Source organism: Streptomyces sp. AgN23 (assembly GCF_001598115.1).
Lineage (GTDB): Bacteria > Actinomycetota > Actinomycetes > Streptomycetales > Streptomycetaceae > Streptomyces > Streptomyces antimycoticus.
In genome coordinates this window covers 564,140-583,602 of the sequence record NZ_CP007153.1, presented here as the reverse complement: position 1 = coordinate 583,602, position 19,463 = coordinate 564,140, and the positions used below count along the sequence as shown (strand labels likewise).

General features: G+C 72.6%; 19 protein-coding genes. 6 read left to right on the top strand and 13 right to left on the bottom strand.

Going from position 1 to position 19,463, the window contains the following annotated elements:
* Positions 1 to 12: 12 nt before the first annotated feature.
* From AS97_RS02815 to AS97_RS02775, 9 genes are all read right to left on the bottom strand, one after another.
* Positions 13 to 1,260 carry a S1 family peptidase gene (locus AS97_RS02815; RefSeq protein WP_210564276.1) on the bottom strand — a complete coding sequence of 416 codons (1,248 nt, stop codon included), beginning with the start codon at positions 1,258 to 1,260 and terminating at the stop codon, positions 13 to 15.
* 110 nt (positions 1,261 to 1,370) lie between these two features.
* Positions 1,371 to 2,501, bottom strand: a complete 1,131-nt coding sequence (locus AS97_RS02810) for an LLM class flavin-dependent oxidoreductase (protein ID WP_078638447.1) — start codon at positions 2,499 to 2,501, stop codon at positions 1,371 to 1,373.
* 44 nt (positions 2,502 to 2,545) lie between these two features.
* On the bottom strand, positions 2,546 to 3,598 hold the full coding sequence (locus AS97_RS02805; RefSeq protein ID WP_059148265.1) for an ABC transporter ATP-binding protein: 1,053 nt from the start codon (positions 3,596 to 3,598) through the stop codon (positions 2,546 to 2,548).
* A complete protein-coding gene (locus AS97_RS02800) occupies positions 3,595 to 4,662 on the bottom strand; it encodes an ABC transporter ATP-binding protein (protein ID WP_125760085.1) in 1,068 nt (355 codons plus the stop codon). The genes AS97_RS02805 and AS97_RS02800 overlap by 4 nt, the downstream gene beginning before the upstream one ends.
* A complete protein-coding gene (locus tag AS97_RS02795) occupies positions 4,640 to 5,572 on the bottom strand; it encodes an ABC transporter permease (protein ID WP_210564275.1) in 933 nt (310 codons plus the stop codon). The genes AS97_RS02800 and AS97_RS02795 overlap by 23 nt, the downstream gene beginning before the upstream one ends.
* Positions 5,569 to 6,588, bottom strand: coding sequence for an ABC transporter permease (locus AS97_RS02790; protein ID WP_086710595.1), 1,020 nt, complete (start codon positions 6,586 to 6,588; stop codon positions 5,569 to 5,571). The genes AS97_RS02795 and AS97_RS02790 overlap by 4 nt, the downstream gene beginning before the upstream one ends.
* On the bottom strand, positions 6,585 to 8,162 hold the full coding sequence (locus AS97_RS02785; RefSeq protein ID WP_079059820.1) for an ABC transporter substrate-binding protein: 1,578 nt from the start codon (positions 8,160 to 8,162) through the stop codon (positions 6,585 to 6,587). The genes AS97_RS02790 and AS97_RS02785 overlap by 4 nt, the downstream gene beginning before the upstream one ends.
* Positions 8,163 to 8,559: 397 nt before the next feature.
* Complete coding sequence (locus tag AS97_RS02780; protein WP_086710723.1) at positions 8,560 to 9,495, bottom strand: DsbA family protein; 936 nt, start codon at positions 9,493 to 9,495, stop codon at positions 8,560 to 8,562.
* Positions 9,492 to 9,902 carry an Rrf2 family transcriptional regulator gene (locus AS97_RS02775; protein ID WP_059148260.1) on the bottom strand — a complete coding sequence of 137 codons (411 nt, stop codon included), beginning with the start codon at positions 9,900 to 9,902 and terminating at the stop codon, positions 9,492 to 9,494. The genes AS97_RS02780 and AS97_RS02775 overlap by 4 nt, the downstream gene beginning before the upstream one ends.
* A 192-nt stretch (positions 9,903 to 10,094) precedes the next feature.
* Here AS97_RS02775 and AS97_RS02770 point away from each other — a divergent pair, with 192 nt between their 5' ends.
* Both AS97_RS02770 and AS97_RS02765 read left to right on the top strand, forming a co-directional pair.
* A complete protein-coding gene (locus tag AS97_RS02770; protein WP_247204759.1) occupies positions 10,095 to 10,514 on the top strand; it encodes a cupin domain-containing protein in 420 nt (139 codons plus the stop codon).
* Between the two features lie 131 nt (positions 10,515 to 10,645).
* On the top strand, positions 10,646 to 10,891 hold the full coding sequence (locus AS97_RS02765; protein ID WP_137963902.1) for a hypothetical protein: 246 nt from the start codon (positions 10,646 to 10,648) through the stop codon (positions 10,889 to 10,891).
* A 27-nt stretch (positions 10,892 to 10,918) separates the two neighbouring features.
* Here the strand turns inward: AS97_RS02765 and AS97_RS02760 are convergent, their stop codons facing one another.
* On the bottom strand, positions 10,919 to 11,515 hold the full coding sequence (locus AS97_RS02760; protein ID WP_210564274.1) for an XRE family transcriptional regulator: 597 nt from the start codon (positions 11,513 to 11,515) through the stop codon (positions 10,919 to 10,921).
* Between the two features lie 90 nt (positions 11,516 to 11,605).
* Between AS97_RS02760 and AS97_RS02755 the strand changes: the two genes are divergently transcribed.
* A complete protein-coding gene (locus AS97_RS02755; protein WP_059148256.1) occupies positions 11,606 to 12,253 on the top strand; it encodes a class I SAM-dependent methyltransferase in 648 nt (215 codons plus the stop codon).
* 50 nt (positions 12,254 to 12,303) lie between these two features.
* Here AS97_RS02755 and AS97_RS02750 read toward each other — a convergent pair whose 3' ends face one another.
* The 3 genes from AS97_RS02750 to AS97_RS02740 form a co-directional block, all read right to left on the bottom strand.
* Entirely contained in the window at positions 12,304 to 13,365 is a 1,062-nt protein-coding gene (locus AS97_RS02750) for an acyltransferase family protein (protein ID WP_247204758.1), read from the bottom strand.
* Positions 13,366 to 13,558: 193 nt separating this feature from the next.
* Entirely contained in the window at positions 13,559 to 14,260 is a 702-nt protein-coding gene (locus tag AS97_RS02745; RefSeq protein WP_059148255.1) for a DAK2 domain-containing protein, read from the bottom strand.
* Between the two features lie 79 nt (positions 14,261 to 14,339).
* Entirely contained in the window at positions 14,340 to 15,338 is a 999-nt protein-coding gene (locus AS97_RS02740; RefSeq protein WP_059148254.1) for a dihydroxyacetone kinase subunit DhaK, read from the bottom strand.
* A gap of 296 nt (positions 15,339 to 15,634) precedes the next feature.
* Between AS97_RS02740 and AS97_RS02735 the strand changes: the two genes are divergently transcribed.
* The 3 genes from AS97_RS02735 (at position 15,635) to AS97_RS02725 (ending at position 18,987) form a co-directional block, all read left to right on the top strand.
* On the top strand, positions 15,635 to 16,642 hold the full coding sequence (locus AS97_RS02735) for a 1-aminocyclopropane-1-carboxylate deaminase (protein ID WP_086710898.1): 1,008 nt from the start codon (positions 15,635 to 15,637) through the stop codon (positions 16,640 to 16,642).
* 136 nt (positions 16,643 to 16,778) lie between these two features.
* Positions 16,779 to 17,576 carry an SDR family NAD(P)-dependent oxidoreductase gene (locus AS97_RS02730; protein WP_059148408.1) on the top strand — a complete coding sequence of 266 codons (798 nt, stop codon included), beginning with the start codon at positions 16,779 to 16,781 and terminating at the stop codon, positions 17,574 to 17,576.
* Between the two features lie 220 nt (positions 17,577 to 17,796).
* Positions 17,797 to 18,987, top strand: a complete 1,191-nt coding sequence (locus tag AS97_RS02725) for a sialidase family protein (RefSeq protein ID WP_059148252.1) — start codon at positions 17,797 to 17,799, stop codon at positions 18,985 to 18,987.
* The last annotated feature ends 476 nt before the right edge of the window (positions 18,988 to 19,463 follow it).

Sequence of the window (19,463 nt, the reverse complement as noted above, 5' to 3'; positions counted from 1 at the left end):
GGTCGCGTGGGGTCAGCCGTTCTCGGCCGCCCCACCGGCGCCGTCCGCGCCCGTGCCGCCTCCGGCCGCCCCGCCGTCATCGGCGCCGCCGTCATCGGCGCCGCCGTCCGCCGCGCCGCCGTCCGCCGCGCCGCCGTCTCCGGCCGCGCCGCCGTCCCCGATCTGCGCACCGACCGCCTCCAGCGCGGTCGTCACCGGCTGGAAGAAGGTCTCACCGCCGGAGGTGCAGTCACCGCTGCCACCGGAGGTCAGGCCGATGGCGTTGCCGTCCGCGCTGAACAGCGGGCCGCCACTGTCGCCGGGCTCCGCGCAGACATCGGTCTGGATGAGCCCGCTGACCGTGCCCTCGGGGTAGTTGACCGTCGCGTCCAGGCCGGTGACCGAGCCGTCGTTGAGCCCGGTGGTGCTGCCCATGCGCTGCACCTGCTGGCCCACCGCGGCCTCGGCGGCCCCGACGATGTCCACGTTCTGGTCGCCGGTGTTCACCGTGGACGGGGCCTCGGAGCTGGCGTCGTCGTAGGTGACCAGCGCGAAGTCGCCGTCACCGGGGAAGGTGGCGTCCTGCACGGTGCCGATCGGCGCGCCGTTCTGGGAGTCCGACCACTGCTCGGCGGCGACGCCGCAGTGACCGGCGGTGAGGAACGCCGGGGCGCCGCTGTCCGTGGTGACGTTGAAGCCGAGCGAGCAGCGCGCGCCGCCGCCGAAGATGGCGTCGCCGCCCGCGACGAAGGGCTTGAACTCGCCCGTGGACTTCTTGAGGGTGGCCATGCCGTCGCCCAGCGACTTCACGGTGGACTCGAGGGTGTCCCACTTCGCCCCGGTGACGGTGGAGTCCGCGGTGACCCGCAGCTCATTGGTCTTGGGGTCCACCGACCAGGCGGTGCCCGGGATGGTGGCCTCGGTCCTGAGCGTCTTCGCGGCGGTCTGCAGCGCCTTGGCGCTGTTCTCGACGCTTCTGGCCACCGCGCCGGCGCTCTTGACCTCGACGTTCACATGGTTGTTGTCGCCGACGACATTGACGATGACCTGCTGCTTGTCCTTGTCGTAGTAGGCCCCGCCGAACGCCTCGCCCAGCTGTGACGCGAGCTGCGCCGCGATGTCCGCCGCCGAGGCGGCGTCCACCTTCTTGGGCTGGGCGGCCTCGGTCTTGTCGTCCTGTGAGGCGTTGGCGTTGGGCAGCAGTATCGCGGCCGCCGCGATGGCGGCGGCCCCGGCCCCCGCGAACACGATCTTTCGCTTGGGTACGCGTTTATGGCTCAACTCATGACCTCCAGTTGGGGGGTTACGGGATCCGCTCATCCACGACGAGCACGACCCGGCAGTGGATACGGGCGGCGCACGAGTTGCGTTCAGAGAGATTGAGGAGATCTTTACGCGGCGCCCCCACCGGCCCGGTGGGCCAGCTCCTGGCGGACCAGCGGCAGCAGCTCACGGCCGTAGCCGACGGCGTCGTCCAGCGGGTCGTAACCACGGATCAGCAGGGTCGTAACGCCGATGTCCACATAGTCCAGCAGCGCCTTCGCGACCGTCTCCGGGGTGCCGACCAGCGCCGTGGAATTCCCGGCGGCCCCGGTGGCGGCCGCGGTCGCCGTCCACAGCGCCCGGTCGTGGAGCTCCCCTCGGGCGGCGGCGGCCAGCAGCCGCTGGGAGCCGACGTTCTGCGGGTCTGTGCCCCCGGTCGTGGGTGAGCCGAGCGCCTCGCGGCCCCACCGGGAGGAGGTGAAGGAGCCCGCCGGGCCATGGGCCCTGATGGTGTCGAGGATCCGGTGCGCCCGCTCCCACGCCTGCTCCTCGGTCGCGCCGAGGATGGGCCGGAAGGACACGCTGATACCGGGCGGCTCGGTCCGGCCCGCGGCTTTGGCGGCCCGGTGCACGGAGGCGATCTGCTCCGCCGTCTCCGCCAGCGGCTCACCCCACAGCGCGAAGGTGTCCGCGTGCCTGCCGCCCACGGCGTACGCCGCCTCGGAGGAGCCCCCGAAGTACAGGGGGATGCGCGGCCGCTGATGGGGGCGGACCTCGGCGTGGAAGTCCTCGAAGCGGTAGAAGCGGCCGTCGTGTCCGAACGGCTCCTCATCCGTCCACGCCCGCTTCAGGATCTCCAGATACTCATCCGTGCGGGCGTAACGGTCGTCCTTGCCCAGATAGTCGCCGTCCCGCCGCTGCTCGGCGTCGCGCCCGCCGCTGATGATGTGCACGGCCACCCGTCCGCCGGAGAACTGGTCGAGGGTGGCGAACGTACGGGCGGCCAGGGTGGGGGCCACGAAGCCGGGCCGATGGGCCACCAGCAGCCCGAGCCGCTCGGTGCGCGCGGCGACATACGCGGCCACCTGGGCGCCGTCCGGGGTGGCGGAGCCATAGCCGATCAGCACCCGGTCGAAGCCCGCGTCCTCATGGGCGCGGGCGAACCGCAGGGTGTACTCGGCGTCCACGACGGGGCCACGGGCGGGGTGGATCTCGGACACCTCATGGGTGCCGATCATTCCGATGAACTCGACGGACATCGTCAGCCTTTCTCCGAGGGGCGGGAAGTGGCCGGGGGGGATGGTCACCGCCCGGCTTCCTTGTCTGTTTCTCCGGCGGCCGCCACCAGCTCCGGCGGCCCTTTCGCGGTGACCGGGGGAGTCGCCCCGGCCACCAGCTCACGCCACTGGGGCACCCGGTGGCAGGCGACGGTGCGCCCCTGGCCCACCGGGGCCGGCGCGGGCGCGGTGCGGCAGGAGCCGATGACGAACGGGCAGCGGTGGCCGAAGACACAGCCCTCCCGCGCCGTCCAGGCGGGCGGTTCGGCCGACGGGCGCAGCGCCGCCGCGCCCGGTCCGTCCCCGGCCCGTACGCTCGGCGCGGAGGCGATGAGCAGCGCGGTGTACGGATGCAGCGGCCGGCCGAACACCTCCCGTACGGGCCCCTGTTCCACCACCCGGCCGCGATAGAGCACCGCCACCCGGTCGGCGATGCCCGCCAGCGAGCTGAGGTCGTGCGAGATGACGACGACGGCCATCCCGCGCTCGGTGCGCAGCCGGTCCAGCAGCCGCAGCACCCGGTTGCGGTTGGAGGCGTCCAGGGCGCTCACCGGCTCATCGGCGATCAGCAGCCGGGGCCGGGTGACGATCGCCCGCGCGAGCAGCACCCGCTGGCGCTGACCGCCGGAGATCGCGCCCGGCAGCCGGTCGCCGAGGCGCGCCGCGTCCAGACCCACGGTCTCCAGCGCCTCGTCCACCCGTGCGGCGATCTCCGTATCGCCGAGATCCCCCGCGACGGCGAGCGGCTCGGCCACGGCCCGCCGGACCGTCAGCTCCGGGTCCAGGGCCCGCAGCGGATCCTGGAACGCGTAACTCAGCCGCCCCGAACGGCGGAACGCCCGCAGCGCGCGCCCCCGCAGCCCGGAGATCTCGCGCCCGTCGAAGACCACCCGCCCCGAGCGGGGAGGGACCAGGCCCACGGCCGTACGGGCCAGCGTGGTCTTGCCGGAGCCGGTCTCCCCGATGACCCCGACGATCTCCCCCTCGGCCACGGACAGCTCCACCCCGTCCAGCACCGGCCGCGCGTCCCGCCGGCCGAAGGCCACGGTCAGGCCGGAGAGCTCCAGCAGCCCGCTCATACCGCCACCTCCCGGGTGCCGAGCGCCCCGGCCCGCGACCGTTCGGTCTCCTCGCCGCGGACACACCGCACCCGCCGCCCGTCGGCCGTCTCCCGCAGCGGCACCGGGCCGCTGAGGCACTCGGGCGCGGCGAACGCGCAGCGGTCGGCGAACCGGCAGCCCGGCAGCCGCGCGCCCACCTCGGGCGGCGCGCCGGGGATCACCTCCAGTTCCCGCCGCTCCCAGTCGCCGACCGTGGCCACGCGCAACAGCGCCTCGGTGTACGGATGCAGGGGGTCGTTGAGCACCCGCTCGGCCGGGCCGTCCTCGACCAGCTCCCCGGCGTACGCCACCAGGATCCGGTCGCACACCTCGGCGATCACCGCCAGATCGTGGCTGACCAGCAGCAGCGCCAGATCCTGCTCGGCGCGCATCCGGGCCAGCAATTCCAGGACCTCGGCCTGGACCACCACATCCAGTGCGGTGGTCGCCTCGTCGGCCACCAGCAGATCCGGGGCGCAGGCCACCGCCACGGCGATCAGCACACGCTGCAGCATCCCGCCGGACAGCTCGTGCGGACGGCGCCGGGCGACCTCGGCGGGGTCGTGCAACCCGACGGCGGCGAACAGCTCGACGGCCCGCTCAGCGGCCCGCGCGCGGTCCAGACCCAGCTTCACCCTCAGCACCTCGGTCAGCTGACGCCCCACGGTCAGCGCGGGGTTGAGATACGAGGCGGGGTCCTGGAAGACGGCGCCCACCCGGGTGCCCCGTACGCGGTCCCACTCCCGGCGCGACAGCCCGGTCAGCGCCTCACCGGACAGGGCGATCTCGCCCTCGGACACCGCGCAGCCCGGCGGCAGCAGTCCGAGCACCGACCGGCAGATGAGGGTTTTGCCGCTGCCGGACTCGCCGACCAGGCCGACGGCCTCACCGCGGCCCACGGTGAACGACACATCGCGTACGGCCGTCAGCCGTCCGGACGCGACGGTGACGCCGAGCCCCTCGACCGCCAGCGCGGCGGGCCGTTGGCCCAGGGCGCCGGGGCCGCCGGGCGTGGCGCGGTCAGGCTGCGGGGAGTGCGGCATCGGCCTGCTCCTTGGTGGTGTCGGGGGCGTCGGGGGTGTCGGGGGTGGCGCCCGGGGAGCCGGTGGCCGGATCCGGTGCGCCGCCGGGCAGCAACTCGTCCGCCCCGGCGTCCCGTACGGCATCGGCCAGCAGGTTGAGCGCACCGGCGGTGATGACGATCAGCGCGGCCGGGAACACCGGTGCCCAGATCTGCTGGATGAGGAAGCCCAGATCGGTGGCGAGCATGCCGCCCCAGGTGGCGGCGGGGGGCTGCACACCGACGCCGAGGAAGGTCAGCGAGGAGACCACCAGCAGACAGGTGGCCAGCGCGTGGGCGGCGGTGACGATGACCGTCGGCAGGACCTTGCTCCAGATGTGGGTGCGCAGCACCCGCCCGACCGAGGCGCCGAACAGCTCGGCCGACTCCACGTACTGGGCATGCCGCAGGCTCAGCGCGGCGGCGCGGGTCATCCGGAAGAACAGCGGGGCGTAGAGCACCCCGAGCGCCAGCATGGCCTGGTGCATCCCGTTGCCCAGCGCGCCCACGACCGCGATGGCGAACACGGTGAACGGCAGCGTCATCAGCGCGTCGACGGCACGCTGTGCGATCCACTCGCCCACCCGCCCCATCCACAGCGAGGCCAGTCCGGTCGGCACCCCCACCGCCATCGCGGCGGCCACCGCCTCCACGGCGCCCGCCACCGAGCGGCCACTGCCCTCCAGCAGCCGGCTGAGCACATCGCGGCCCAGATAGTCGGTGCCCAGAAGATGGCCGGGACCGGGGCCGCGCAGCATGTTCCGGGGGTGCTGGGCCAGCGGGTCATGCGGCGCCAGCCGGTCGCCGAACGCCGCCAGCAGCGCGATGGCCAGCAGCACCAGCAGCGCCACCTTGGCGGAGGGATGTCCCCATGCCCGTCGCAACGTCCTCATGGGCGCGTCACCTCCCGGCGCCGGGCGGCCGGATTCAGCGCGAGCAGCGCCGCGTTGACGGCCACGTTGACGACCAGGACCACCGCGATGGTCACCAGCAGCGTCCCCTGGATGACCGGGATGTCGTGCTGCTCCGCCGACTGCAGGGTGAGCTGGGCGAGACCGGGCAGCGCGAAGATCTGCTGGGTGACCACCGCACCGCCGAGCAGCATCGGCACGCTCATCCCGAGCGCCGTCAGCGCCGGTCCGGCGGCGTTGCGCAGGGCATGGCCGAACACCACCCGCCGGGCGGGCAGTCCGCGCATCACCGCGCCCGTCACATAGTTCTCCCGCAACGTCCCCACCAGCGAGGTGCGCAGCTGACGGGCGATGGCGGCAGCGGCCTCCAGGCTCAGTGCGAGCGCGGGCATCACGGTGTACCGCAGCCACTGCGCGGGGTCCATGTCCAGTGGCACATAGCCGCCGGACGGCAGCCACCCCAGCTTCAGCGAGAGCACCGTGACCAGCGCGATGGCCACGACGAAACCGGGCAAGGTGCCCAGCAGGGCGCACAGCGCGGTGACGGCGCGGTCCAGCCGGCCGCCGGCCCGGAGCGCGGCGGCCACACCGGCGGCTCCGCCCAGCACCACGGCCATCAGCAGCGCGAGCCCCGCGATGGACAGGTCCACCGGCATCGCCTGCCGGATGCTGTCGGCCACTGGGACCGTGGTGAACCACGAGCGGCCCAGGTCCCCGGTGAAGGCATGCCCCAGCCAGGACACGTACTGCTCCCACAGCGGCCGGTCGAGGCCGAACTGGTGGTCCATCCGGGCGATGTCGGCGGGCGTCGCCGTCTCGCCGAGCACCGCCGCCGCCGGATTCGCCCCGGAGAGTGCGCCGAGACCGAAGGTGAGCGCGGAGGACAGCAGGAAGACCGTGCCCGCCGTGGCGAGGACACGGCCGAGCGAGCGCGGGACACGGCCCGCCCGTACGGGCTTCCGCCGCGTGCCCGCGACGTGCGGAGCGAGCGCGGTCATCCGGCCCTCACCCCCTCGAACCGCTGCACTACCGGGAGCGAGGGGATGGCGGAGACGGAGGACGTACGGGCGAGGGCGCGCGGCACCGTGTAGAGGAACACATTCGGCATCGTGCGCACCGCCACCGCGGTGGCCGCCCGCAGCACCTGCGGATAGCGCGGCGACTCCAGCGGGGTGCGGCGCACCGCGGCCACCGCCGCGTCCAGTTCGGGCGTCGTACGGCGGGACGGGTTCATCAGCCCCTCCGCGCCGAAGAGCACCTGCATCGCCTGGACCGGCGACTCCCGTCCGGCGAACTGGTCGAGGTACAGGGCGCGGGAGTGCTGGACGTACACCACCTGGGACGCCCGCGCCTGCGGGATGACCTCGATCCTGGCCCGGAACCCGGCCCGGTTGAGCTGCGCCTGCAACTGCTCGGGCGCGCCCTGTGGCTGGGCGGTGGTGATGGTCACCTCGACGCCGTCGTGGTACCCGGCCGCCCGCAGCAGTGCGCGCGCCCGCTCCGGGTCGTGCCGGTAGACCGCGCCGAGCGACGGGTCGAAACCCGTATAGCCGGGCGGGAAGGGCTGGTGGTCCACCTCGCCATGGCCGAACTGCTCGCTGTCCAGCAGGGCTTGGCGGTCCACGGCGTACTTCAGGGCCCTGAGGACGGCGGGGTCGTCGAAGGGCTTCATGGCGGTGTTCACATCCAGGACACGCACCACCATCGACGGGATGAGCTGCACCGTGAAACCGGCCTCGCGTGCCGCCTCGACCTGGCTGAACGGGATCTGGGCCACATTGAGCCGCCCGGACCGCAGCGCGGCGAGCGCCGTGGTCTCATCGGGCTTCGGATACGCCTCGAAGCGCTCGACGGCGATGTGTTCGGCGTTCCAGTAGCCGGGGTCGCGGCGCAGGCTCGCCATCGAGTTCTGGGTGTAGGACACCAGCCGGAACGGGCCGTGGCCGACCGGTTCGGTGGCCAGCCGCGCTTCGTCCTTCCCGAACGCGGTGGGGCTGACCACCATGCCGGTCTTCCCGGCCAGGAGTGCGGGCAACTGGTAGTCGGCCTCGGTGAGTTTCAGGACCACGGTGTGCGCGTCGGGGGCCCGTACCGTGTCGATGCTGGTCAGTTGGGAGGCGATCAGGGACTTGGGGTGGTTCTTGCCGCGCTCGAGGCTCTTCTTGACGGCCTCGGCGTTCACCGGGGTGCCGTCGGCGAACCGCAGGCCACGGCGGAGGGTGAAGGTGAGGCGCCGCCCGTCGTGGGAGTAGCGCCAGGAGGAGGCGAGCGCGGGCTTGGCGCCGCCCTCGGCGTCGAGTTGGGTCAGCCCGGAGTAGACGAGCGACAGCAGATGGACGTCCCAGCCCTTGGAGGAGAACACCGGGTCCCAGCTGGAGGGCAGATCCCAGCCCCAGCGCAGGGTCTCGCCCCCGCCGCCCGCCCCGGTCGTCGCCACCCCGCCACAGGCGGACAGCAGCAGGGAGCCACCCGCCCCCAGTGCGAGCCCGAGCACGGAGCGCCGGTCCGGGGCGCGGCGCGGTGGCGGATCGGGCGGACGGCGGACGGGGAAGGGCGGGGCGGCGGAAGTCATGACGGGACGTCGCCTTTCGTGGTGTCAACTGCCCCCGGACGGCGATGAGCGCACGGCCGTACACGTCCGCACACGACAGCGAGGACACGCGGACGGGCAGCGGTCATGAAGGCCGGAGGCGGTGCGGCCCGGGGAGGAGAGCGAGGGAAACGAGCGGCACAAGGCGCTCGGGACGTGGCAGATCGCGTCGGCGGATCGCGTCGGCGAAAGGGGGCGATCAGCGACAAAGGGGGCGATCAGCGACAGATGGCGCTGGCGGTGCGCCGGAAGTCCACGTATCGGCACACCACACCGGGGTGCGTCGTCAGCATGTGCCCATGGTGCGGGGCGAGGGTCGGCGAAGTCAATGGACACCTTTAGGTGTCTCATCGGGTAAGACGGCTACGACCTGGGGATTTCAGCCCTGACGGGCGGCGAGCACCGGATGGGTGGCGGCCTCGTCCGGATGCAGCCACAGCGGCCCGCCCGCCGTCTCCACCTGTACGGCCGCAGGTGGGGGAGTGGTCCGGCCCGTCAGCAGCGACAGGTCGGGCCCGGTCAGGCTGCGGTGCTCCGCCAGGGCCTCCTCGGGGCCGGTGAGGGCCGCCTGCCAGAGATGGCCGGGAGCCACCGTGCGCAGCGCGGCCGTGTACTCGGCCATGCTCCGCCACCCCGGGGCGGCCACGCGCCCGCCGGGGCCGGAGAACACCAGCGTGGGCAGCGCGTAGCGCACCCCGTCGTCGGTCTCCTTGACGCCCGTGCCATGCGGCCCCGGGGCGCGGAAGGCATACGCCTCCGGGATCGGGTCGCGGGCCTCGGCGTGGTCCTGCCGGACGGCCGCCACCACCGACGGCTCGCCCATCTCCGTGCCCAGCCGCCCCACATCGACACCGTCGAGCCCCGCCAGGGCATCGAGCACCCGCTCCGCCGTATCGGCGGGAGTGCCCAGTACGAACGTGGTCTCGCGCAGCCGTCGCAGCACCCGCTCCGCGGCGATCGCGCCCTGCCGCTCGGCCGCCTTCGCGGCGAGCGAGGCCGGCCGGCTGGTGGCCGCCACCCAGCGCAGCCGGTGGGCGTAGGGTGCCCGCGTATGGCGGGCGATATCGGCGATATAGCGGCTGTACCAGGCGGTCTCGGCCGCGGGATCCGGTGCCGGGTCGTCGCCGTCGTCGAAGAGGATGCCGAACACTCGGCGCCAGCGGGCCCGCCCCGCGGTGAGGGCCCGCAGGTGGCGGAACGCGGGCTCGGAACCCCAGGCCCACGGGCAGGCCGGATCGGTGTACTCCACGATCTCGACGGCCCCGCCGCCGTCCGCCCCGGTGCTCCGGGGCCGATCCGGGCTCGCGGGCGTCATGCCGCCAGCCGCTCGCGGACCAGATCGCTCAGGGCGGTGGAGGTCAGCACCTGGCGCACATGGTCCTCCATCCCGCGCCACACCCCGGGCAGTCCGGCCGCCGGGCCGTGGTAGCCGAGGTCGTCCAGCCGCTCGCCGCGCAGCGTCAGGAACGCCCCGTCCACGGCGAGCACGATGTCCGCGAGGGTCACCTCGGCGGGGTCGCGAGCCAGCCAGTAGCCACCCTCGCAGCCGCGCTGACTGCGCACCAGACCGGCCTGGCGCAGATCCTGGAACACCCCCTTGAGGAACCGGAAGGGGATGTCCTGGGAGGTGGCTATCGCCTCACAGGTGAGTGGCCTGCCCGCGTCCGCGGCCAGCTCCGCCAGCGCCCGGACCGCGTAGTCCGCCTTCGCCGAGATCTGCATACGGCCATTATGCAACGTGGATTTCACGGTGTTGTGCCTGGTGGGAGAAAGGACACCTGTTGACATCCATTACCCGGGCTTTCTACGGTCGGTGTCATGACGACGCCCGGCGGCGACCCCGCGCAGCAGCACGACGCGTTCCATCCGCATCTGAAGGATCTGAAGACCACCGCCCCCGACGGTCCGTTGCGGATGCGGCTGCACCACATCCGCACCGAGGACGTCGACCCCGGCACCGCCCAGACCGAAGGCATGCGGCGGTTCGCCGCGATCAGCGGTCAGTCGGTGGGGTCCGAGCGGCTCTGGATGGGCCAGACGCATGTGGCGCCGGACACCGCCTCCGCAAACCACCACCATGGCGAGTCCGAGACGGCCATCTTCGTGCTGCGGGGCCACCCCGAGTTCGTCTTCGCCGAGGAGCGGGACGGACGTGTCGAGGAGGTCCGGCTGCGCACCCGCCCGGGTGACTACATCTTCGTTCCGCCGTTTGTGCCGCACCGGGAGGAGAACCCGGACCCCGACGACGAGGCGGTGGTGGTCATCGCCCGCAGCACCCAGGAGGCCATCGTGGTCAACCTGCCGGAGCTGTATGTGCTGGAGCCGGGGCAATAGCCGCCCGCACGGACACGTGGCGTACAGGTGACCGCGTCCAATCGGAGCTGACCATGCATTCCGCCGACGCTCACGGGTAATCGCCCCTGCTGTGCCCCCTCCAACGACGAATCGACGAAAGGAGCGGCATCGTGAGCGACGACCGGCGACCGGAGGAACGCGAGGAGCGCGAGGACCGGGGCGGGATCCCCAGGGACCTCCCCGATCAGCAGGCGCAGGACGGACCCGACCACCTGGACGTGGCGGGCGCCGGCCAGGAGCCGGATCTCGGGGACGACGTCCCCGAGACGGATGAGTCCGGCACGGGGCGGCAGGGGAAGCCGCAGACCGGAAGCGTGCATCCCGAGCGGCCCGTCCCGGACGAGCCCTCGGGGTGAGCGCCCCCGGCGTGGGACGGGGGCGGGTCAGGTACCGGCAGGGCGGGCGCGGACATGGACGCGCTCGCCCTGCGCCCCGAACAGGGAGAGGAACTCCACCGGCTGGTCCCCGGCGTTGGCGAAGCCATGGGGCGTACGGGTGTCGAATTCGGCTGCCTCACCGGACATGAGCACCAGATCGTGCTCGCCCAGCGCCAGCCGTAGCCGCCCCGAGAGCACATAGAGCCACTCATAGCCCTCGTGCACCCGCTGCTCCAGCGGTTCGTCGCGCCCGCCCGGCGGCCGGGGCGGCATGATCTGCTTGTAGGCGTGCAGCCCGCCCAGATAGCGGGTCAGCGGCACGAACGTCTGGCCTTGCCGGGTGAACGGCCGCGGATGGACCCGGGGATCCCCGGTGGCCGGTGCCCCCACCAGCTCGTCCAACTGCACTCCGTACGCCTTGGCCAGCGGCAGCAGCAGCTCCAGGGTCGGCTTGCGCTGCCCCGCCTCCAGCCGCGACAGGGTGCTCAGCGAGATCCCGGTCGTCTCGCTGAGCTGGGCCAGTGTGGTGCCACGGGTGCGCCGCAACGCCCGCAGCCGGGGTCCTACGGCGGTCAGTACCTCGGTGAGGTCTTCGTCAGCCATAGTCTTTATTTGCTACCCCGGCAAAGAAGTTTGTCAAGCGGGTGCGGCCGTGTGCACTCTCCTGCCAGGAACGAAGGGAGCGCATCTGTCATGACCACCGACCCGCACACCATCTCGTCCGACACCTCGCCCGAGGAGTTCTGGGACACCTTCTACAGCGCCGAGGACCGCGTCTGGAGCGGCAAGCCCAATGCCGCTCTGGTGCGCGAGACCACCGGGCTGACCCCTGGCAGTGCGCTGGACCTCGGCTGCGGTGAGGGCGGCGACGCGATCTGGCTCGCCCGGCAGGGCTGGCGGGTCACCGCCGTCGACATCTCACAGGTGGCGTTGGACCGCGCCGCCGGGCACGCGGCGTCGGAAGGTGTCGGCGACCATATCGAGTGGCAGCGGCACGACCTGTCCGAGTCCTTCCCGGACGGCACGTTCGACCTCGTCTCCGCCTACTTCTTCCACTCCCGGCTGGAACTGCCCCGGGACCAGATCCTGCGCACCGCGGCGGGGGCCGTCGCGCCGGGCGGAGTGCTGCTGATCACCGGACACGCCGCATTCCCGTCCTGGGCGCCGGACCCTGGTCCGGAGTTCCACTTCCCCACGCCCGAGGAGGTGCTCGCCGGGCTCGACCTCGCGGACGGGGAGTGGGACGTCCTCGTCAGCGAGGTGCATGTGGAGAACATGACCGCTCCCGACGGACAGCCGGCCACTCGCACCGACAACACCCTCAAGGTCCGCCGCCGCTGACGGCGGCCCTGCAGCCCACGCGGGGAACCGGTCCGTCCTCGGGTCCGCCCTCAGGAACCGGTGCGGCGGAACGCCCAGTCCATGCGTGGCTCCAGCAGCGTGCGCAGGACCCGTCGCACCGGTCCCGTGCACAGTACGGTGATCATGAGCACCGCGGCCGCGGTGACGGCCAACTCCCCGAGCGGGGTGTGCAGCCACGGATGGTCGTACCAGTCCCAGAAACGGGACGACTTGATGATGAAGCCGTGCAGCAGATAGCCGTACAGCGTCCCCGAACCGAGCGCGGTGAACCAGGTCCGGCGCCCCGGCACCCAGGCCAGGAAGCAGGCCGTCAGCACCAGCGCCAGGCCGAAGAGGGCGGGCGTGGTGAGCAGCCCGGCCCAGGACGGTACGCCGTCCAGCGCCGCCACGCTCTTGCGGTGGTAGAACCACTCCGCGTCCGTCCAGGGCGCCACCGCGTACGCCGTGCACAGAGCGAAGGCCGCCACCGGAAGGGCGATCAGCCGGGTCCGCCGGGTCCGCAGCCGGGTGAAGTGGTCCGGTCGCAGGGTGAGTCCGACCACGAAGAACGGGAGGAACGCCAGCACCCGCTGCAGGCCCAGATCCCCACCGGCCTCGGGTGAGATGGAAGCCAGTGCCGCCACCGCCAGCGCGACCGGCACCGGATGGCGCAGCGCGAGCCACAATGGGGTGGTGATCCGCCAGATGAACAGCGCGGCCAGGAACCACATCACATACCAGGGGTCGAGCAGGCTGATCGGATAGCCCGGATCGTCCTGTGCCCAGCGGTAGAAGAGCGTGTACGCGACCTCGAAGACCACATACGGCACGACGACACCCGTGAGCAGCCGTTTCACCCGGCCCGGCGCCATATCGAAACTCCGCGAGAAGTAGCCCGATATGAGGGCGAACGCGGGCATGTGGAACGCGTAGACCAGCAGGTAGATCGCGGTGGCCGCCCGGCTGCCGTAGGTGAGCGGCTCCCATGCGTGGCCACACGCCACCAGCACGATGGTGAGGTACTTCGCATTGTCGAAGTACGGGTCGCGCGTCCGGCCGCCCGACCCGCCGCCTTCGCGCGGTCGTGGCACGGCCGGGGGTGTTGTGGCCACACGGGTGGAGGTCTCCTGCTGCACAGCTTCTCCCGGACCCTTTCGATCGAGCCGACAGTCGAATCCTGGTCGTCTGCCCCGCTCTGCCCGTCCCATGCGGGCCCAGGACTCGGATCCCAGTACGTGCCGCCCGCTCGCGGCGTTCACCGGCGGGCGGCACGTCCGGGGGCCGCTCATGACCTCGGCCTCCTCCTCAGGACACGGGGAGCCGGCTCAGCGAGGTCAGCTCGGCGTGTGCGGACGCGAACAGCAGGGCGACGGCCAGGGCGCCCGGATCCGGGACGCCGCGGGCGTGGTCGCCGGTATAGCTGGCACGCCCGCGCCGGGCGCGCAGATCGGTCGTGGAGCGGGCGCCCCGATGGGCCGCCACCGCGGCCAGATGGAGCGCATACGCGGGGTCGGCGGTGGGTTCGCACGAAGCGAGGGCCCGCGCGGCGGGCACGAGGGCGTCCACCATCGTCTTGTCGCCCACCTCGGCCTCGCCGACCCGCTGGATCGCGGCCGCCCCCGCGGCGGTGCCCAGGGCCAGCGCGGCGGTCCCGGGCGGGGCGGCGGCCATCCCCAGCGCGTCGGCCAGCTCCTGGAAGAGCAGCCCGAACAGGGGGCCGCTGGTGCCGCCGACATCGTCGAGGAAGACGCGTGCGGCGGCGTCCAGCGGCACGTCCGGCCCCCTCCGGTTTCGCTCGCCGTTCCCCGCGCCCGCCGCCAGGGCGTCCAGCGCACGGCGGACGCCGTCCATCCCGGTGACCAGATTGCCGCCGAAGTCACCGTCGCCCGCCTTCTGATCGAGCGCGGTGAGCTCGGGTTCCACGGAGCGTACGGTGGCGGCGAACCGTGTGAGCCAGTCCATGACGGCTGCGTGCGTAAGGCCCTTCGGGCCGGGCTGATCGGACATGAGCGGGGCAACTCCTCGGGGCGGTGGCGGGGCCAACGGGGCCGGCCGGGGTCAAAAAGGCGGGGTCAAAGAGGCGGGGTCACAGCGGCCAGGCGGGGGTGCGGGCGGGGGCGTCCCACAGCCGCAGCGCCTCCGCGTCGGTGGCGAACAGGGTCAGCGAGAAGCCCCGCATGTCCAGGGCGCTCACGAAGGTGCCGGTCAGGGACCGGTCGAGGCCGACCCCGCGGTCGTCGAGGGCCTTGGCGACGGCGTGGCGGATGCCGTACAGCTCCAGCGAGGTGATCGAGCCCAGCCCGTTGACCAGGGCGAGCACTCGTGTCCCCGCGGTGTCGGGCAGCGCGGCGAGCAGTTGGTCCGTCATGGTCTCGACCAGCTTGCCGAGCGGTGCGTGCGGGGTGGTCCCCTCGGCCCGCTCGCCATGGATGCCGACCCCGAACTCCAGGATGTTGTCGGGAAGGGCGAAGGCCGGTGTCCCTGAGGCGGGTGTGTTGTGGGCTGCCGAGGCGACGGCGAGGCTGCGGGCCCGCCGGGTCACATCGGTGCCGAGGGCGACCAGGTCCTCCAGGCCGCGCCCCTCGTCGGCGGCGGCGCCGAGGATCTTCTCGATGATCAGGGTGGCGCCGGTGCCGCGCCGGCCGACCGCGATGTCATCGGAGTCGCTGGCGATGTCGTCGTCGATGAGGACACGTGCGCAGCGGATGCCCTCATGGGCGAGGCGCTCGGCGGCGATGCTGAAGTTGATGCGGTCACCGGTGTAGTTCTTGACGATGTGCAGCACACCATCGGGCCGGGCGACGGCCCGGCTGGCCTCGAAGATCTGCCGGTTGTGGGGCGAGGCGAAGACCCGCCCGGGACAGGAGGCGTCCAGCATCCCGGTACCGAGGAAGCCGGAGTGCAGGGGTTCATGGCCGGAACCGCCTCCCGAGACCAGCCCGACGCGGCGGGTGGGTGCGCAGTGGCGGGTGCGGAAGTATCCGTGGTCGGGGTGGTAGGCGACGAGATCGGCATGGGCGGCGGCGAAGCCCGCGAGCGCGTCGGGAACGAGGGACTCGGGCGAGTCGCGGAAGTACTGGGGCATGAACTCGGCTCCCTGGGCGAGTGGGGCGGACGGGGCGGACTCGGCGGTCGAGCGCCGTCTCGGCGGCAGCGGTATGAGGGCTCAGGAACAGATCGTCTCCGCGACCCGGCGGCAGGGTGCTCAGGCTGGACAGCAGCGGGACCCCAACGGCCTACAGGCATACGCCGGTCGTGTGCCGAAGGGGAGGCACCGGGGAGGTTCCGGCCCGTGTGCCGGCGGGGAGCGGCGGGGTAGGGATCGGCGGACATCCGGCACCACTCATGCGGGCATCCGGCACCACCCATAAGGAGTCACCCATGTCCCTCGATGACTTCGAGCGCCACCCCTTGCTGTTCGGTCCCAGCCCCATCCATCCCCTGGACCGGCTGAGCGAGCGTCTCGGCGGGGCGCGTATCTGGGCCAAGCGCGAGGACTGCAACAGCGGGCTGGCCTTCGGCGGCAACAAGACCCGCAAACTGGAGTACCTCGTCCCCGACGCGCTCCGGAAGGGCGCGGACACCCTGGTGAGCATCGGCGGTGTGCAGTCCAACCACACCCGCCAGGTCGCCGCGGTGGCGGCGAAGCTGGGGCTGAAGGCCGTCCTGGTGCAGGAGAGCTGGGTGGAGTGGCCCGACTCCGTCAACGACAAGGTCGGCAACATCCTGCTCTCCCGGATCATGGGCGCGCGGGTGCACCTGGTCGACGCCGGGTTCGGCATCGGCTTCAAGGACAGCTGGGCCCGCGCCCTGGAGGACGTCCGCGCCGCGGGCGGCACGCCGTATCCGATCCCCGCCGGGGCCTCCGACCATCCGCTGGGCGGGCTGGGCTTCGCCAACTGGGCCCGCGAGGTCCAGGCGCAGGAGCGGGAGCTGGGCGTCTTCTTCGACACCATCGTGGTGTGCAGCGTCACCGGCTCCACCCAGGCGGGCATGATCGCGGGCTTCGCGGGCCAGGACCGCCCCCGCCGTGTCCTGGGCATCGACGCCTCCGCCAAGGTGGCCGAGACCCATGCCCAGGTGGCGAAGATCGCACGCGAGACCGCCGCTCTGATCGGCCTCGGCCGGGAACTGCGCGATGAGGAGATCACCGTGCTGGAGGGCTGGGCCGGGGACCTCTACGGTGTCCCGGTCGACTCCACCCTCGACGCGATCCGGCTCACCGGAAGCCTCGAAGGGGTGATCCTCGACCCGGTCTACGAGGGCAAGTCCATGGCCGGGCTCATCGACCTGGTCCGCGACGGGGAGATACCCAAGGACTCCAACGTGCTCTACGCCCACCTCGGCGGCCAGCCCGCGCTCAACGCCTACAGCGGCGCCTTTCGCTGACTGGTCCGAGAGGAGGCGTGAAAGGAGGAACGCGAGGTGATGGGCGGGCCTCCACCGGGTACCCGAAGCGCGGCCCGGGCCACGCGGCCCCGTGGCCTCCCCACCCCCGCGAGACCAGGGAGCCAGGGTGACGGACATGAACGCCGGGAACGACCGGCAGGCCGGGAGCACCGCGCCCTCCGATGGCCCGCTGTCGGGCTGCGCGGCGCTGGTGACCGGCGCGTCCAGCGGCATCGGAGCGGCCACCGCCCTGGCGCTGGCCCGGGAGGGAGCCGATCTCGCACTGGTGGCCCGCCGCACCGATCGGCTGGAGGACCTGGCCGCCACCCTCCGCAAGGAGGGCCGCTCCTGCGCCGTCCTCACCGCCGATCTGCGGAGTGCGGCGCAGGCCCGTCAGTGCGTCGAGGACGCGGCGGAGCAGTGCGGACGGCTCGATGTGCTGGTGAACAACGCCGGTTATGTGGCCGTCGGCACGGTCGAGGAAAGCGACCCCGAGGCATGGGAGCGGATGATCGCCCTCAATATCGAGGCCGTCCTGCACACCTCCCGGCAGGCGCTGCCGCATCTGCTGCGGACGGCGTCCGAGGGTCCGCGCGGGGTGGCGGACCTGGTGAACGTCAGCTCGGTGGGCGGCCGGGTGGCGCGGCCCGGCAACAGCGTCTACTCGGCCACCAAACACGCGGTGGGCGCCTTCAGTGAGGCGATGCGCCAGGAGGTGACCGCCCGCGGTGTCCGGGTGGGGCTGGTCGAGCCGGGCATGACCGTCACCGAGATGACGGCCGGCGACAGGACGGCCACCGTCGCACGTGGCATGGCGCGCGAGTCCTGGCTGCGCCCCGAGGATATCGCCCGCGCGATCGCCTTCATGGTCGTCCAGCCCGCGCATGCCGCCGTCAACGAGATCATGGTGCGCCCCACCGCCCAGGAGCACTGACCCGCCTGCCCCAGCCACCCCGCCCGCCCCGTTTCGCCACGGCGTAACGGGGCGGGGGCGCGTGCCGGCCTCGGCCCGGCTTGGCTCTCGTGCGTCCCCGCTCGGCTCACGCGGAAGCGTGCGCGAGGGATTTACAACGTTGGAAATTCTCTTTAACGTTGCGCCACGCGCGGCCCGGGCCGCTCTTCCCCCTACCACCACTCCTCCCGAGGGAGCGTGCATGACCACGCCGTACCGAAGACACTTCCTGCCCGCTCTGCTGACCCTCTTGACCGTCCTGGGCTCGCTCCTGACCGTCCAGGCGCCCCCGGCCGCGGCCGCCTCCGGCACCCTGCTGCGCGACGGCACCGGCCTTTACCCCCGCGCCCTGCGACTCGCGCACAACGGCGCCGCCAACGGCCGCGTCCTCGCTTCGGTGGTCACCTTCCGCGGCTCGGACGGGATCGGCGCCATCTACGAGAGCACCGACGACGGCGCCACCTTCCGCCAGGTGGGCGAGGTGGCCGACCCCGAGGCGTCGGGCGGACAGGGCGAATGCTGCGCCACCCTGTACGAACTGCCGCAGGCCGTCGGCGGCATGCCCGCCGGGACCCTGCTGTGGTCCGCCTCCATCGGCCAGGACGAGCCGGACCGCCGGATGGCCATCCGGGTCTTCCGCAGCAATGACCAGGGCCGCACCTGGTCCTATCTGTCCACCGTGGCCACCGCCCCCAGCACCAAGGGGCTGTGGGAGCCGGAGTTCTCCATCGACTCCAGTGGGCGCCTGGTGGCCCACTACTCGGACGAGACCGACCCCGCCCACAGCCAGAAGCTGATCGCCGCCCGCAGCGCGGACGGGATCACCTGGGAGGGCCACCACGCCACCGTCGCCAGCAACCTCGCCTCCGACCGGCCCGGTATGCCCATCGTGCGCAAGCTGCCCGGCGGCCAGTACTTCATGGCGTACGAGATCTGTGCCGCCCAGGGGCAGTACTCATGTGTGGTCCACTACCGGACCTCGCAGGACGGCTGGAACTGGGGGGACCCCGCTCACCTCGGCTACCGTCCAGAAACCGCCGACGGCAAGTACTTCACCCACACACCGAACCTCGCCTGGGCCCCCGAGGCGGGCAATCCCCGGGGCAAGCTGTTCCTCATCGGTCAGGTGCTGAACAACGCCGACGGCAGCACCGCCGCCGGAAGCGGTGCCACCGTGTGGACCAACAGCAACGGTGGCACCGGGGCGTGGCGTTCGATCCCCGCACCGGTGCGGGTGGACTCCAAGGTGGTCGACTGGTGTCCCAACTACAGCTCGGCGCTGCTGCCCTCGGCGGACGGCAGCCGTCTGCTGGAGATCGCCACGGACTACGTGGGCACCGTGTGCAAGCCCTACTTCGCCACCGGGAGAGCCGGCCGGGGGAGCGTCCGCTGACCGGAGCGGTGTTCTCCCTGCCCCGGATCCCCGTCCGGCCGTTCGGGGCCGGTGCCCGGCGTGGTGCGGACGACCGTACCCGCCAGGGCACCGGCCTCGGCGCAGGTCCGTGTGCCGAGCCGTTCGCCGGGCAGCGGTGTGCTCGGCCCGCGAACGACACGACCACCCACTCGGGCTCCGCCTCCTCCGCGTGGGCGTCCGGCGTTGGCCCGGGCAGGTGACGGACACCGGCCGGGCCGTGACCCGAATGCCGTACGGCGGTGACCCGGGCAGCAGGCCCGTGCCGCGTGCCGCGGCGCGGCCACCACACGCCGCACGGCCGGTGCACCGCACCCCAAGCCGCGCGGCTGACCTGCACGAACGGGCTCGGCGGTGGCGAGGTGGCGAGGCGTCGCGCGGACGGAAGACAGGTGGCCGGGGCCGCTTCCCGATGCCTTGGACGCCCGCCATCCGGCCGACGGCACGGGCCGTGTGGG